Annotated in this window: 13 protein-coding genes and 1 tRNA gene; 10 read left to right on the top strand and 4 right to left on the bottom strand. The window is 62.1% G+C overall.

What is annotated here, in order from left to right:
- Position 1 precedes the first annotated feature (1 nt).
- The 5 genes from JQ507_32010 (at position 2) to JQ507_32030 (ending at position 6233) form a co-directional block, all read left to right on the top strand.
- Entirely contained in the window at positions 2–1360 is a 1359-nt protein-coding gene (locus JQ507_32010; GenBank protein ID QRI69434.1) for a carbohydrate porin, read from the top strand.
- Positions 1361–1482: 122 nt separating this feature from the next.
- Positions 1483–2802: an Hsp70 family protein gene (locus tag JQ507_32015; GenBank protein ID QRI69435.1), complete on the top strand. Its 1320-nt coding sequence runs from the start codon at positions 1483–1485 to the stop codon at positions 2800–2802.
- A 138-nt stretch (positions 2803–2940) separates the two neighbouring features.
- Positions 2941–4539 carry an ABC-F family ATP-binding cassette domain-containing protein gene (locus JQ507_32020; protein ID QRI69436.1) on the top strand — a complete coding sequence of 533 codons (1599 nt, stop codon included), beginning with the start codon at positions 2941–2943 and terminating at the stop codon, positions 4537–4539.
- 156 nt (positions 4540–4695) lie between these two features.
- Entirely contained in the window at positions 4696–5334 is a 639-nt protein-coding gene (locus JQ507_32025; GenBank protein QRI69437.1) for a flavodoxin family protein, read from the top strand.
- The gene (locus tag JQ507_32030; protein ID QRI69438.1) at positions 5331–6233 is read left to right on the top strand and encodes a sigma-70 family RNA polymerase sigma factor; all 903 of its coding nucleotides are present in this window, start codon (positions 5331–5333) and stop codon (positions 6231–6233) included. The genes JQ507_32025 and JQ507_32030 overlap by 4 nt, the downstream gene beginning before the upstream one ends.
- Positions 6234–7042: 809 nt before the next feature.
- Here the strand turns inward: JQ507_32030 and JQ507_32035 are convergent.
- Positions 7043–7630: a GNAT family N-acetyltransferase gene (locus JQ507_32035; GenBank protein ID QRI69439.1), complete on the bottom strand. Its 588-nt coding sequence runs from the start codon at positions 7628–7630 to the stop codon at positions 7043–7045.
- Between the two features lie 261 nt (positions 7631–7891).
- A complete protein-coding gene (locus JQ507_32040) occupies positions 7892–9121 on the bottom strand; it encodes an alpha/beta hydrolase (protein QRI69440.1) in 1230 nt (409 codons plus the stop codon).
- A gap of 382 nt (positions 9122–9503) precedes the next feature.
- On the opposite strand from JQ507_32040, the gene JQ507_32045 reads away from it, so the two are divergent.
- The 5 genes from JQ507_32045 (at position 9504) to JQ507_32065 (ending at position 12858) form a co-directional block, all read left to right on the top strand.
- Positions 9504–10217, top strand: a complete 714-nt coding sequence (locus tag JQ507_32045) for a hypothetical protein (GenBank protein QRI69441.1) — start codon at positions 9504–9506, stop codon at positions 10215–10217.
- Positions 10218–10394: 177 nt separating this feature from the next.
- Positions 10395–10880 carry a hypothetical protein gene (locus JQ507_32050; protein ID QRI73604.1) on the top strand — a complete coding sequence of 162 codons (486 nt, stop codon included), beginning with the start codon at positions 10395–10397 and terminating at the stop codon, positions 10878–10880.
- 243 nt (positions 10881–11123) lie between these two features.
- Complete coding sequence (locus JQ507_32055; GenBank protein ID QRI69442.1) at positions 11124–11708, top strand: isoprenylcysteine carboxylmethyltransferase family protein; 585 nt, start codon at positions 11124–11126, stop codon at positions 11706–11708.
- A 189-nt stretch (positions 11709–11897) separates the two neighbouring features.
- On the top strand, positions 11898–12098 hold the full coding sequence (locus JQ507_32060) for a hypothetical protein (GenBank protein ID QRI69443.1): 201 nt from the start codon (positions 11898–11900) through the stop codon (positions 12096–12098).
- Between the two features lie 52 nt (positions 12099–12150).
- Complete coding sequence (locus JQ507_32065; GenBank protein QRI69444.1) at positions 12151–12858, top strand: hypothetical protein; 708 nt, start codon at positions 12151–12153, stop codon at positions 12856–12858.
- Between the two features lie 151 nt (positions 12859–13009).
- On the opposite strand, the gene JQ507_32070 is transcribed toward JQ507_32065, so the two are convergent.
- The gene (locus tag JQ507_32070; protein ID QRI69445.1) at positions 13010–13549 is read right to left on the bottom strand and encodes a GNAT family N-acetyltransferase; all 540 of its coding nucleotides are present in this window, start codon (positions 13547–13549) and stop codon (positions 13010–13012) included.
- Positions 13550–13615: 66 nt separating this feature from the next.
- Positions 13616–13705: transfer RNA gene (locus tag JQ507_32075), tRNA-Ser, on the bottom strand.
- Positions 13706–13907 lie beyond the last annotated feature (202 nt).

A 13907-nucleotide genomic window follows, 5' to 3' on the forward strand; every position in this document is an offset into this window, starting at 1 on the left:
CATGCGCGCGTCGTCCCGCAGCCGAGCGAGACATCCGACGGCGATCTATCTTTGGCTGGGCATCGCGGCGATGTCGGCCTGTGCAGGCGGCGACGTCGCGCATGCGGCCGATCTGACCACGCCCGGCGCAGCGGCCGCGCCCGCACCTGTTCCCTGGCTGCTCGGCGACTGGAACGGCGCGCGCACCCGCCTGTCGAATGCGGGCATCGACTTCCAGTTCGGCTACACCAGCGAGGTCGCCGGCAACGCAACCGGCGGTCAGCGGCGTGATGCGGCCTACACCGATCAATGGACCTTCGGCACCACGTTTGATCTGGCAAAGCTCGGTGTCGTGCCCGACGGCACGATCCAGGTCACTTGGACCGACCGCAACGGCAGCAATCTGAGCGACGACGCGCGGCTCGGCACGCTACAGCAGGTGCAGGAATTGTTCGGACGCGGCCAGACGCTGCGGCTGACGCAGTTCTGGTACGACCAGAAGTTCATCGGTGACCTCATCGACTGGAAGATTGGACGGATCACCTTCGGCGAGGACTTCGCATCTTTCGCCTGCGATTTCCAGAACCTGACCTTCTGCGGCGCGCAGCCCGGCAACCTGGTCGGCAACTACATCTACAATTGGCCGGTCAGCCAATGGGCAACGCGACTGAAGTTCAACCTACCGGGCTTCGGCTATTTTCAGTTCGGCGTCTATGACGCCAATCCGAATTATCTGAATGTGTCGCAATCGGCGCTTCCGGTGTTCTATTCGGGGTCGACCGGCCTGCTGATCCCGGCCGAGATCGCCTGGCTGCCGAAGTTCGGCAATCTGCCGGGCAGCTACAAATTCGGCGGCTGGTACGACACGTCGACCGCCCCCGATGTGGTCACCGATATCAATGGTAGTCCGGCCATGCTCAGCGGCCAGCCCCTGCTGCAGAGCCGCGGACGCTACGGCGGCTATGTCAGCTTCGTTCAGCAGGTGATCCGCTCGTCGCAGGTCAGTTCCGCGGGTGCGCTGAGCCTGTTCTTCAACGCGACCATGGCCGATCGCCGCACCGCGACCACCGATTATCAGATCGCGGGTGGTCTGACCTACACCGGACCTCTGCAATCCCGCCCCGAGGACGACATCGGATTTGCAGTCGGCACCACCCATGTCAACGGCCGCATCGCTTGGTCGGAGGAACTGCAGAATCTGGCCGGCCTCGGTCCGGTCGCGGTCCAGGGCAATGAATACGTCATGGAACTCTACTACACCTACCGGCCGCTGGCCGGCCTGCAGGTGCGGCCGAACATCCAGTATGTCGTCGATCCCGGCGGCACCAGCAGGAACCCGAACGCGCTGGTGTTCGGTCTGAAGACCGTGGCGAATTTCTGAGGTCGCGCGTGAAGTCATTGTCATTCGCCGGATCGTGAATTTTGCGCGCTCGGCAAGGGTTGGCAAGCCCGGCCAAAGCCGCTAAAGGTCCGCCCCCTTTCACACCAAATCCCGAGCATGACATGTCGAGCGCTCCGCCCGCCGTCTCGATTGGCGTCGATTTCGGCACCAGCAACACCGTGGTCGCGCTGTCCGATGCCGACGGCCGTGTCGAGGCTGTTCGCTTCGAGCATGGCGGCCGCACGCATAGCGTCTATGTCTCCGCGCTGTGCTTCTGGGAGGAACGGCCCGGCGCCGGCCTGCATCCGCGCGCCGAGGGCGGGCCGTGGGCGATCGAGCAATTCCTCGAGGGACGCACGATCCATCGCTTCATCCAGTCGTTCAAGACCTTCGCGGCAAGCTCGGCCTTCAACACCACGCAGATATTCCGGCAGCGCTACAAGTTCGAGGATTTGCTCGCCGCGTTCCTGCGCACGCTGACGCGCCATGCCGGCGAAGGGTTCGATTTGGGCGCCCCGACCATCATGGTCGGCCGCCCGGTGAAATTTGCCGGCGGCAATCCCAATGACGAGCTCGCGATGCAGCGCTACCGGGCCGCGTTCGAGCGGCTCGGCGCCGGCCATGCGCGCTATGTCTACGAGCCGGTCGGCGCGGCGTTCTCCTTCGCGCGCAGCCTCGATCACGATGCGACCGTGCTGGTCGCCGATTTCGGCGGCGGCACCAGCGACTTCTCCGTGATGCGCTTCTCGCGCCAGGGCGGCGTGCTGCGCGCCGAGCCGCTGGGCCATTCCGGCATCGGCATCGCCGGCGACACGTTCGACTACCGCATCGTCGACCACATCGTGTCGCCGCGGCTCGGCAAGGGCACCAACTACCGCTCGTTCGACAAGGTGCTGCCAATCCCCAATCACTATTATTCGAGCCTCGCGCGCTGGCACCAGCTCGCGATGATGCGGGGCAACGGCGATCTGCGCGAATTGCAGCAGCTGGCGCGCACCGCACTCGATCCGGCGCCGCTGCACGATTTCATCACCATCGTCGACCACGATCTCGGCTTCGCGCTGTACCGCGCCGTCTCCGACACCAAGGTCGCGCTGTCGAGCCGCGACCGCGTCGAGTTCCGCTTCGCCCGCGAAGGCATCGATATCGGCGCCACCGTGACGCGCGACGAATTCGAATCCTGGATCGCCGACGACATCGAACGGCTGGGCGCGACGGTGGACGAGGCGCTCGCGAAATCCGGCATCACCGCGCGCGACGTCGAGAAGGTGTTCCTGACCGGCGGCACCTCGTTCGTGCCGGCGGTGCAGCGGCTGTTCGCGGAACGCTTCGGCGAGGCGCGATTGACCTCGGCGGACCAGTTCGAATCGATCGCTTATGGTCTCGCCTTGATCGGCCACACCCCCGATCCCGACCGCTGGACCTTCGCCGAAGCCGCCTGACGTTTTGCTTCACGCCTTGATGCCGGCGCAATACGCGACTAAAGCTGATCAATCATCAACTCGAGAGGATGCCGACGGCCATGGATTTCATCCGGACAGCAACGCCCATCAGCCTTGCCCACCGGGATATCCATCGCCATGCCAGCATCGATCACGCTCTCGAATCTGACCCTGTCCGCGCCTGACGGCCGGGTTCTCCTTTCCAACATCGATCTCAGTTTCGGCCCTGAACGGACCGGCCTTGTCGGCCGCAACGGCATCGGCAAGACAACGCTGCTCGGCCTGATCGCAGGCCGGCAGGCGCCGCAATCCGGTGCCGTCGCGGTTCAGGGACGCGTCGGGATGCTGCATCAGACGGTGCAGGTGAGGCCGGACGAATCCGTCATCGACCTGTTCGGCGCCCGCCGCGCATTGGCAGCGTTACGCCGTGCGGAGCAGGGCCTTGCGAGCGCAGAGGAGCTCGCGGATATCGACTGGACGCTCGACGATCGCATCGCGGCCGCGCTCGCGCGCGTCGGACTGAATGACGTGCTCGACACCCCGCTGGCGATGCTGTCAGGGGGACAGGCCACAAGGGCGCGCCTCGCTGCGTTGACCTTCGCGCAGCCCGATTTCCTGCTGCTCGATGAGCCCACCAACAATCTCGACCGCGCAGGACGCCAGGCGGTGATCGACCTGCTCGTCGGTTGGCGGCAAGGCGCCATCGTCGTCAGCCACGATCGCGAGCTGCTGGGGACCATGGATGCGATCGTCGAACTGACCTCGCTGGAGGCCCCGCGCTATGGCGGCAATTGGAGCCAGTACCGCGCGCGCAAGGCGATCGAGCTGTCGGCGGCACGACACGATCTGGATGATGCCGAAAAACGCGTCGCCGAGATCGACCGCAAGACAAGGGAAGCCACCGAGAGGAAGGCGCGCAAGGACGGCGCCGGCGCGAGGAAGCGGGCCAAGGGCGACCTGCCGCGGATCGCCGCCGGGCTGCGCAAGAACCGCAGCGAGGACAGCGGCGGCGAGACGGCCCGGCTCGCCGAGCGCAGGCGAACACAGGCAAGCGAGCTTGCCGCCGCAGCGCGGCAGCGCATCGAGGTGCTGCAACCGTTCTCGGTGCAGCTGCCGTCGACGCATCTGCCGGCGGGCAGGATAGCGCTGCGCATCGAGGCCGCCGATGCCGGCCACAGCGCGGACGCGCCGATCCTGCGCGGCCTCACCTTCTTCATGTCGGGTCCGGAACGCGTCGCGATCACAGGCCCCAACGGCGCCGGCAAGACAACGCTGCTCAAGCTCGTCAGCGGAGAGCTGACCGCGTTGCGCGGCACCGTCGAGGTGATGACCCGATTTGCGATGTTCGATCAGTCGGTCAGCCTGCTCGATGCCAAGGCCTCGATCCTGGACAACTTCCGCCGCATCAACCCGGATGCCGGCGAGAACGCCTGCCGGGCCGCGCTGGCGCGCTTCATGTTTCGCGCCGACGCGGCCCTGCAGACCGTCGCGGACCTGAGCGGCGGCCAGCTGCTTCGTGCCGGCCTCGCTTGCGTCCTGGGCGGGCCAACGCCGCCACCGCTGCTGATCCTCGACGAGCCGACCAACCATCTCGACGTTGACTCGATGGAAGCGGTCGAGGCCGGGTTGCGCGCCTATGACGGCGCCTTGCTGGTCGTCAGCCACGATGAGGCCTTCCTGGAGGCGATCGGGATCACCCGCAGGTTCGAGATCGGCGGCCGGCTCCCGCCAAAATAACGAAAACAACCCCATGCAAAGCAGCCGGCGGCCACCGCGACCGCCTGAGCGGCGGTCAATTGGCGCAATATCCTCCGGGCAAAAATTCGCAGCGCATGTCACGTTTCGACGCGCTGCCTTGTCTTAGCCTCTGCAATGGCAGCAGCAGAGGACAGCATGCATCCTATCGGAACCGGCGGCGGTCGCACCCTGATCGCGATCATCTATCATAGCGCGTATGGCCACACCCGGCGCCAGGCGGAGGCCGTCTGGTCCGGCGTCGGGGATGTCGATGGCGCGGAGGCCCTGTTGGTGCCTGTGGAGGACGTGGAACAGAATCGGGATTGTTTGCTGGATGCTGAAGCATTTATCTTCGGCACGCCGACCTACATGGGCGCGGCGTCCGCGGCCTTCAAAGCGTTTCAGGAAGCAACCTCGGGTGCGGTGATGTCCAAGGGCTATCGCTGGAAAGACAAGCTCGCGGCCGGCTTCACCAATTCGGGGGCCCACGCCGGCGATAAGCTCTCCACCTTGATCCAGCTTGCCCTGTTCGCCGCCCAGCACGGCATGCATTGGGTCAATCTCGACCTGCCGCCGGGCAACAACTCCGCATCGGGATCAGCGGCCGATCCGAACCGGCTGGGGTTCTGGCTCGGCGCCGGCGCGCAGTCGAACACCGACGAGGGTGCCGACACTGCGCCGCCTGAATCTGATCTCGCGACCGCGCGCCACCTCGGACGGCGCGTGGCGACGACGGCAATTCAGTTCGCGCGTGGCCGTGAGGCGACTGCCGCGGCCATTCGGGCGGCGTCATGAAAGAGGCGGCTGAAACCGCGGCAGCCGAGATGTTCGCCGATCTGCGGCCACGGCTGATCCGGCTGGCCTATCGGATGCTGGGCTCGGTGGCCGACGCGGAGGACGTCGTGCACGATGCCTGGCTGCGTTGGCTCGCCGCCGATCGCGACCGGATGCGCGATCCCAGGGCCCTGCTCTACACCATCGTCACCCGCCTATCCCTGAACGAATTGAAATCCGCGCGGCGCCGGCGCGCTGCCTATGTCGGACCGTGGCTGCCCGAGCCGTTCTTCGATCCCGAGCAGGAGGAGACCGCCGACGATCTGATACTGCCGTTGATGATCGCGCTGGAGCGGCTGTCGCCGTTGGAACGGGCAGCCTTCCTGCTGCATGACGTCTTCGGAATGGAGTTCGACGCCATCTCCGAGACGATCGGACGCGAGGCCGCGACCTGCCGCAAGCTCGCCAGCCGAGCCCGCGCGCATATCCACGATGCCAGGCCGCGATTCGTGGTCGGCGATGAAGAAGGCCTGCGGCTGGCCAATGCCTTCTTCACTGCGACCAGGACCGGCGACCTCGCCGCATTGCGCGCGATGCTCGCCGAAGATGTCGTGGTCTACGCCGACGGCGGTGGCCGGGTCCCGGCACCTGTTCGACCGCTGGTCGGCCTCGAAGCGGCGATGGAGCGGTTCGCGGGGCTCGCTCGCCTGTTCGTTGTGCATCCCTCACGCTTGATCCGCTACGCAACCATCAACGGCTTGCCCGGCTTCATCACCATCGAGGATGGCCTCGTTCAAACGACCGCCCTGCAGATCGAGAACGAACGGGTCGTTGCGATCTTTGTGACTCGCAATCCCGACAAGCTGCACAACATCCCCGATGCGACGGAATTGATCGCACCTCCCGCGCGGCCGCATTGACGCGCAGAGAGCGCAACGGGGCCGCCACCACGACACGCACCGAATGATCTTCCTCGCCGACGCTCTCAGCGTCGAAGCAAGTTGCTCTCACGATCAATGCTTCGAACGGTGAAGGTCGTTTGAATAATGAACAGCCGAGCACGCGTCGCCTTGGGGCAGGTTGTAGGCGCGGTGCTCGGCTGTCAGGCCGCGCGGCGGTGCGGCCATCCCCGCAGGCTTCACTCACCCCCATGAGCGAGGCCGCCGGAGTCAGATCTCGCCGGTTGCTAAATCCGCGCTGTCGAATGGAGTGCGTTTCGCCAAAGGGCAAATGCGACGAAGCCGGCCAGCAGCACAAAGCCGCCACCGGCCGCGATCAATAGATGCGCGAACGTCATTTGGAACATCCCAATTGTGAAGCATCATGCGGCACGCGATGCGCCGCAATCTGGCAATCAAATGCACTTCAGAAATTGATTTGCCCCGCCGGCCGCCGCCGGACAGCCCGAAAGGTGGCTGGCACTGCGCTCTGCCCACCCTTCGATTTCAGAGAGGCCGTCGAGCCACTCGGCTCTCGCCTCTCATTGTGCGGTTCGTCACACCGCTCAACCGTCACGAGGATAATCGATAAAATTTTACTGACAATCGAAAGGAAAAATTAAGGTTAATGACGTGCGGCCGCTCCGATTGGCTCGTTTCGCCGAGAGCCGCTTTTGTCACGATGGAACGCGGCTCCCAGTCGCGCTCGCGAGGCGCTGGCGTGCGGGCCCGTCAGCGAGGTGAAGCCGCTTCAACGGTCTCCTCATCGCGGGATGGCGCAGCTGCCGATGTCATTGCGGGCAAAGCCCTTCATCCCTCGACGACTCGTTCGGTATGCGGTTGTCGCCCGGCTTACGGGAGCGAGTATCAAGATACCAAAAGAGTGCCACCTCGTCGGCCGTGTCCGAACCCAGTTCGCGATAGAGAAATCGATCGTAGCCGCCGAGGACAAAGCCATAGCGCTGGTAGAAGCTGCAAGCTGCGACGTTGTTGGATTGGGTCTCCAACCGGATCGCTCCCAGCCCTTTGTCACGCGCCCAATCGACAATCCGATCCATCAACGCGCTAGCCAATCCTCGTCGGCGAAATGATCGGGCCACTGCGAAATCATCGACCATGGCGCAGCCGTTCCATCCCAGGCTGGCGGTGATGTATCCGGCGAGATTTCCCGCTTCGCTTGCCAGGAACAGCACCTTGTCGGTGCCGTCGCATCGTTCAAACAGCGCATCGTCCAGCCCATAGGCTTTATGCCTTTGCGAGAGCGGCTCGACGCGCAACGGCACCGCATCGAACGGCTCTACGACGATACGATCAATCTCGAAGGAAAAATCGACGTCCTCAGCCGATCTTGGGAGCGCGTCCGCGCGAATGATTTCCATGTCGCTCAGGATATGGGGGTCGCGCAGGAGAAAGCCAGCGGATCACTATTGATGCGGATCGTCGCTGTTCATGTGCCCGGCAATCCCGACAAGCTGCAGAAGGTGCCGCAATGGCAGCAGCAGAGGACACCATACACGACGTCGGAACCGGCGACGGAAACGCCCGGATCCCGATCGTCTATCATGGCGCCTACGCACCCTACTCAGCTCAACAACCTGGTGCCGGCAAGTGCCGGCAGAGGCAGCTGGCAACCGGCTACGCTATTCTCGACATGACGGGTCAAGCCGATCGTCAACTTCGGTCGTCATCACCGAACCGTCCGCCTCGAACAGCCCAACCGCTCCGCACGGCGAAGTCGAAACGTCGAAGTCGAGCGGCCCGCAAGTAATCATGCAATAGTCGTAGGCCGAGCGCTGATCGTTTCCCATCAGAAACTGATAATGGATCTGCATGAAGTTGAAGCGATGACGTTTGAAGCGCATCGGACTGACCATCGAATGTATCTGGACGCGCCGAATCCTCGGGCGGCAACCCGGATGGTCTCGACTGACACGTTTCAGGGTGACGGGGTCGAAGCGATAGAAGCTGATTGCGTCATCTCGTGCCTGGTATTCGACCCAGTCTATCGCTGGCGTTCCGGCCACGAGTTGCGCCGCTTCCCGTATTTGCCCCCCCATCGGATGTAGCGAGAATTTAGGTATAGTGGCGCCGACCGTGAGAATGCATAGCTTGGGTCCGCACGCTTCGAGCGGAGGATCCGATTTCAGCGCGCGCGCGACCGCCGCAATTGTGAGCGCCGCACCAAGGGAATGGCCAATAATCAGAACTTCATCAACTTCTGCGGCCCGAACCGTTCTTGCTATCAGGTCCGCAAAAGCGCCGAGCCGCTTATCAAGTTCGCTCTTCCGCCCGTAAAGAAATTGGTGGGAGAAAATGGCATCATCGAGAATGTGATTTATCCTGCGCCTTGGTCCAATCCAGAGCATCGCGCCGACGAAGATGGCAAGCGACAAAAAAAATCCAACCAGCAATTCTATCCAAAATGTCGCGTGTATGAGCCTGATCAACAGATATGACAGCCCAACGCTGCAAAATGCGATCAGCAGCAAACAGCAATATGGAAACATGAAAAAGAGAGCGTACTTCCAGCTTGCGATCGCGTATCTGAATATCGTTCCCGTTACGATGAAATCGAACAGCGCTTTCAACGATTGAACGAGGCGAGACACGAAGCCGACTTTCGCGTCGCACCGGATGAGATCATCCCAGCGGAGCATTTCGAAGGTGGAGTGAGTTTTCCAGTTCGGCCCCCACGCTTCCAGGCTGCATGAAGCACTAATTGCAGAAGTGCTCGATAATTCCGACAGCCGTGAGGAAGCGCCCCAAATCTTTTGGAAGCTCGAGAGCGACCGCCGCAAGCGTTCGACCTGCTCTTCGGGGGTGATTGGATCGTAACCACCGATATGGAAGACGTGCCGCCGCTGGATCATCTAGGCAACTCGATTTCTGGAAAGAAATTGATCGGCATCTGTTCTGAAAAACGGAATTTTGCGGATGATTAGCGCCTCCTCGTTGCCCGCCGGTCCTTGGTGAACCTGACGTGGATGATGCGGACTTTGACCTGTAAAATTACCACTTCGTCCGCGGGGTGGCACTCGTTGAGTTTGGCCTTGAGCAAAAAAGTGCGGCGTCCTTTGGCGGCATTGACGTGGAGGGCCCTGATGGTCGCGGCACGTCGATCGCTCTTCGTGTGGCAGATACGCGACAGTGAGGCAATTGTGCGCCTCAACGCGCTTTTCAAGCCGTTCATGAATTGCCACGATTCCCGAGTCTGATTTAATGCGACTAGACCTGAGGGTGAGGATTCTGAAGATGGAGAGAGTGCGGCACAGCGCAGCGCTGATTTGCGCCGGCTTGATGATTGTTTTTGCAAGCAGCTTGTTTTTGAACAACGGGGCTCAGGCGAAGCCCGGAACGAGGGTTGCGCTGAGATCGATCAGTTCGCCCGCTCGCATGCCGTCTTCTACGGCGCACGTTTACTTGTTCCGCGGACTACTGAACGTCTTTTCGTTGGGCATGGACAGCCTTGCCGCCCAGCTGCAAGCGGCTGGCGTTGCCGCAGTTGTTGCAAATCATACCCAATGGCGAAGCGTCGCCGACGACATCATCGAGAGATATAGGGCAGGCCAGCGCGGGCCTATCATCCTGGTGGGGCACTCTCTTGGTGCAGATGCCGTGATGTCGATGGCAGAGTACCTTGGTCAAATGGGCGTGCCCGTTGCGCTGGTTGTTCCATTTGACGGAACATCGTCGCATATGGCATCGGCCAATGTCGGGCGCGTTCTGAATCTGTACAAGAGTGAAAGCGTTCGAATCGGTCGCGGACCCGGTTTCCGGGGGGAGCTGACAAATTTTTATGTTCGTGACGTAAACATCACTCACTTTAACATCGATAAGGACCCAGCGTTGCATAACATGGTGCTACGAAAGGTCCGCTCAATCGGATCGGCTGTCGCGCACCCACGAAGAAATCAGGGGCCTTCGAACCTGGTTTCACCTGCAGCCCGGGCTTCGACCACTTCCTAGCATACCACCCGAAAGACCATTTGAAGTTGGTGTTGACGCAAGGTGTGAGGCTTAGATTAGGTCCTTGAAGGAGCCCGGTGTCGGTGTTGTTTTCTTGAGCACTTCAAGCCGGAGAGGGACTCAGTGACGCCATTCAGAAAACTCTCAATCGCGATCGCCCTGTGTTGCGCGGCGACCGTGTGCGCAGCCTTCTCCAAGCCGATTCACATCGTGGCAGTCGGCGCAAGCAACACCCAGGGCTGGTACGTCGGGAAGCAAGGCGCCTACCCGGCCAAGCTGGAGGCCTTGCTGAGAGAAAAGGGCGTCAACGCGACCGTCGCCAATGCCGGAGTGCCCTTTGACACCACCGCCGGGATGCTCAAGCGCATTGACAGCGATGTGCCAAAGGGGACCGACATCGTCATCTTGCAGCCTGGAGGCAACGACAGGCGCTTCCTCGTCACGAAGGAGCAGCGGGCGGCCAACATCGCGGCGATGGAGCGGCGGCTCCGTGATCGCGCCATCAAAGTCATTTTGTATGACGAAGACATTCCTGCGCAGTACTACGCTTTCGACCTCATTCACCTCACGGATGCGGGGCATGCCTTCATAGCGTCGCAGTTGCTCCCGCGCGTGTTGGAGATAGACCGGAGGGCCACCGTGGCTTCGCCGCGCGCGAGATAGAAAAAGCCTTTCCGTGCCGGCGTCGTGCTATCCGGCAACGGTGCAAACCCGGCAACGCATCCGCCCGGGATCCAACCTGTCGGACTGCCAACTAATCGCTGGAAACGACCCGCAAGCGCTGTATGATTGGTTGATGCCGGTCTGTGGACCTGTTTCTGTCAGATCCTGGACGCTCGCCAAGGATGGCACCCTTTCGATGATCGGCGAAGATGCGGCGCCAGCGACACAAGCGCGTGGTCCACGATGACGCCCGATATTGCCAAGTTCGTGTTCGTGATGATGGCGGTCGGTTGGTATCTCATCCGCTACAGACACGCGCGTCGAGCTCGCCGTGAAAAGGTCACGAGGAGCGCCCGAGGCTGGCGCGAAAACACCCTGCTGCTGATATCGCTCACGGGTCTTGGCATTGTGCCACTCATCTACACCGCGACGGCCATGCCTCATTTCGCATCATACGCCTTCCGGCCGGCTCAAGCCTGGCTGGGTGTTTTGGTCGCGGTTGCGGCGCTGGTCATGTTCCGGCTGACTCACCGAGCCCTTGGTCGGAATTGGTCCGTAAGCCTCGACGTGCGGGAGAATCATCGCCTGATCACAGACGGTATTTATCGGAGAATTCGCCATCCGATGTATACCGCGTTCTGGCTCTGGGCTGTTGCTCAGGCATTGCTGCTCCCCAACTGGGTGGCTGGTTTCGCTGGCCTGATCGGATTTGGAACCTTGTTTTTCGGGCGGATTGCCAAAGAAGAGCAGATGATGGTGGACACCTTCGGCGACGAGTATCGCCAGTATATGGCCCGGACCGGACGCCTTTTGCCGCGGCTTTTCTGAACCGGCTTGCAGGCTGCTCTCGCCGAACTCACGTCCGGATACACACGCAAAGCGACAGCCCCGTGCCGTTTTTGCCACACTCGGCAAGGAAACGACCGCGCGAGCACCAGCTTTGCGAGAGCGTTAATTACGCCATCGCCGTTAGAGGGTAATCTGTTCATATTGACGCTACCCATCTTGGAGATCACGATGCTGAAGTTCCTGGTTGCTGGAGTTGCGACATTCGGTTTCATGGCTGCTGTCAGCGCGGCAGACCTCCCCCACCCGCAGCCGGTTGCGGAAACGGCTCCGATTGGCAAGGCACCGATCGGCAAGTATCCGGTTGGCAAGTCCCCCGTCGGCAAGTACCCGGTCGGAAAAGCTCCTGCTCCGATCGTGACGAAGGGATAGCTCGGGCAGCAAGGCGCTGCTTGGGATTGACTACCCTTGTGAGGGCTTGAACGTGCCAGAATCCAACCGGAAACGGAACGGCTTGCGGTTGCTTGCCGGAATTGGTGTCATTGTGGCTTCCATGACTTTGGAAGCCGGCATCGGTCATGCGCAGCAATTGGCGGCGCAATCGGATCAAGCGCCGCTGCCGCAGGACAAGCCGCGCAAGCCGTCGACGAGAGCGGTTGTGGCAGCGGCCGTCGCTGGTCCGAACGGTCCCGCCTCCGAAGCAGCCGCGAAGCCGGCTCGAAGGGCTTCAGTCAAAGGGCCATACTACGTCGACTTTCGTGCCCGCACGGCGGCTTCCTATGGGCATGCGTTTGTCTGGTACGGCAAGACAAGCGAAAAGCAGGTCGAGGTCGCGGGGCTGCATCCGGCAGGCGATGTCCTGCCTTATGTGCTGGGACATCTGACTTGGGTGCCCTCCGAAACCGGAGCAAGTTACGGTGACCTCGACGAGCAGTATTTGACGGCCAGCTATCGCGTTTACCTGAGTGAGGCCGACGCGAAGAAGGTTTTTGCGTATATCAAGCACCTCCAGGCGACCTCGCCTGTTTGGAATGCGGAGACGACCAATTGCACGGCCTTTATTGGTCGCATCGCCAACTTCATGGGTCTGAAAGCTCCATTCCATTTGTTGAAGCCTGAGGAATACGTGAACCAGTTGAGAGAGTTGAACGGCGGACGCCAAACGGCGCAGTTGGCTGCTTCGGATCAATAGATTTCTCGCCCGGCTTCATCACCATCGAGGACGACCTTGTCCAAGCGACCGCCTTGCAGGTCGAAGGCGAGTGGATCGTTGCTGTTGTGCGACCCACAATCCCGACAAGTTGCAGAACGTGCCTGAAGTGACGGGATGGCGAACTGACCGTTCAGCGCACCCGATAGCGATAGACGAGATCGTCGGGGTCTTCGCGCGGCGCCGACGGATCGAGCACACCGCCCAACCGCTTCGCCACCGCAGCCGACATCGCATTGTCCGGCGCCATGTAGCTGACGAGCGTCGAAAGCTTCAGCGTCGCAAACGCCCAGTCGCGCAATGCACGCGCCGCTTCGGTGGCGTAGCCATGCCCCTCATGCCCGTCATAGAGCAGCCAGCCGAGCTCCTGCTCCGGAAACAGCGGCCCGTGGTTGATGCCGACCTGGCCGATGCACTGCTTCGACGCGGTGAGTTCGATCATCAGCGCGCCATGCCCGAACAGGCGCCAGCACGCCAGATCGTGACAAAACATCCCCCACGCCGCGCGGACATCGAACGGCCCGCCCATGCCGGCGGAGCGCGGCGAGGCCAGGAACGCGAGGTAAGCGGGGAAGTCATCGATCGCCTGCGGACGAAGCGTCAAACGAGCGGTGCTGATGGTTGGAATGTCAGTGGTCATCGGCTTGTCGTCACGCGCCGCGGACCGGGTCACGGCCAGCCGCGGTCTCCTGCTCCGGCACAGCCGGATAGCTCTGGCGGGTTCGGATCGGGCGAAGGGTGGCGGAGAGGGAGGGATTCGAACCCCCGATAGGCTTGCACCTATGCCGCATTTCGAGTGCGGTGCATTCAACCACTCTGCCACCTCTCCGATGGCCCGGGTGATTTGCGCCACCCGCGGTCGGGGCGTGTTCTAGGCGAGGATGACGGGACAGACAAGGCGCTGCAATAATATTTCCGTCACCGGCGCATGGCGCGGCCGAAGCAGCGCCATGACGGGAGAAAGTGCGCGGAAACAACGCGCTAGCGGGACACCTCGCGCGCGGTCAGCGCACGGGCGAGCCGGAAGCAGC

This window comes from Bradyrhizobium sp. PSBB068, assembly GCA_016839165.1.
In the GTDB taxonomy this organism is placed as follows: Bacteria; Pseudomonadota; Alphaproteobacteria; order Rhizobiales; family Xanthobacteraceae; genus Bradyrhizobium.

Coding starts and splice junctions, on each gene's coding strand:
- JQ507_32010 (QRI69434.1), top strand. CDS start 2: ATGCGCGCGTCGTCCCGCAGCCGAGCGAGACATCCGACGGCGATCTAT.
- JQ507_32015 (QRI69435.1), top strand. CDS start 1,483: ATGTCGAGCGCTCCGCCCGCCGTCTCGATTGGCGTCGATTTCGGCACC.
- JQ507_32020 (QRI69436.1), top strand. CDS start 2,941: ATGCCAGCATCGATCACGCTCTCGAATCTGACCCTGTCCGCGCCTGAC.
- JQ507_32025 (QRI69437.1), top strand. CDS start 4,696: ATGCATCCTATCGGAACCGGCGGCGGTCGCACCCTGATCGCGATCATC.
- JQ507_32030 (QRI69438.1), top strand. CDS start 5,331: ATGAAAGAGGCGGCTGAAACCGCGGCAGCCGAGATGTTCGCCGATCTG.
- JQ507_32035 (QRI69439.1), bottom strand. CDS start 7,630: ATGGAAATCATTCGCGCGGACGCGCTCCCAAGATCGGCTGAGGACGTC.
- JQ507_32040 (QRI69440.1), bottom strand. CDS start 9,121: ATGATCCAGCGGCGGCACGTCTTCCATATCGGTGGTTACGATCCAATC.
- JQ507_32045 (QRI69441.1), top strand. CDS start 9,504: ATGGAGAGAGTGCGGCACAGCGCAGCGCTGATTTGCGCCGGCTTGATG.
- JQ507_32055 (QRI69442.1), top strand. CDS start 11,124: ATGACGCCCGATATTGCCAAGTTCGTGTTCGTGATGATGGCGGTCGGT.
- JQ507_32060 (QRI69443.1), top strand. CDS start 11,898: ATGCTGAAGTTCCTGGTTGCTGGAGTTGCGACATTCGGTTTCATGGCT.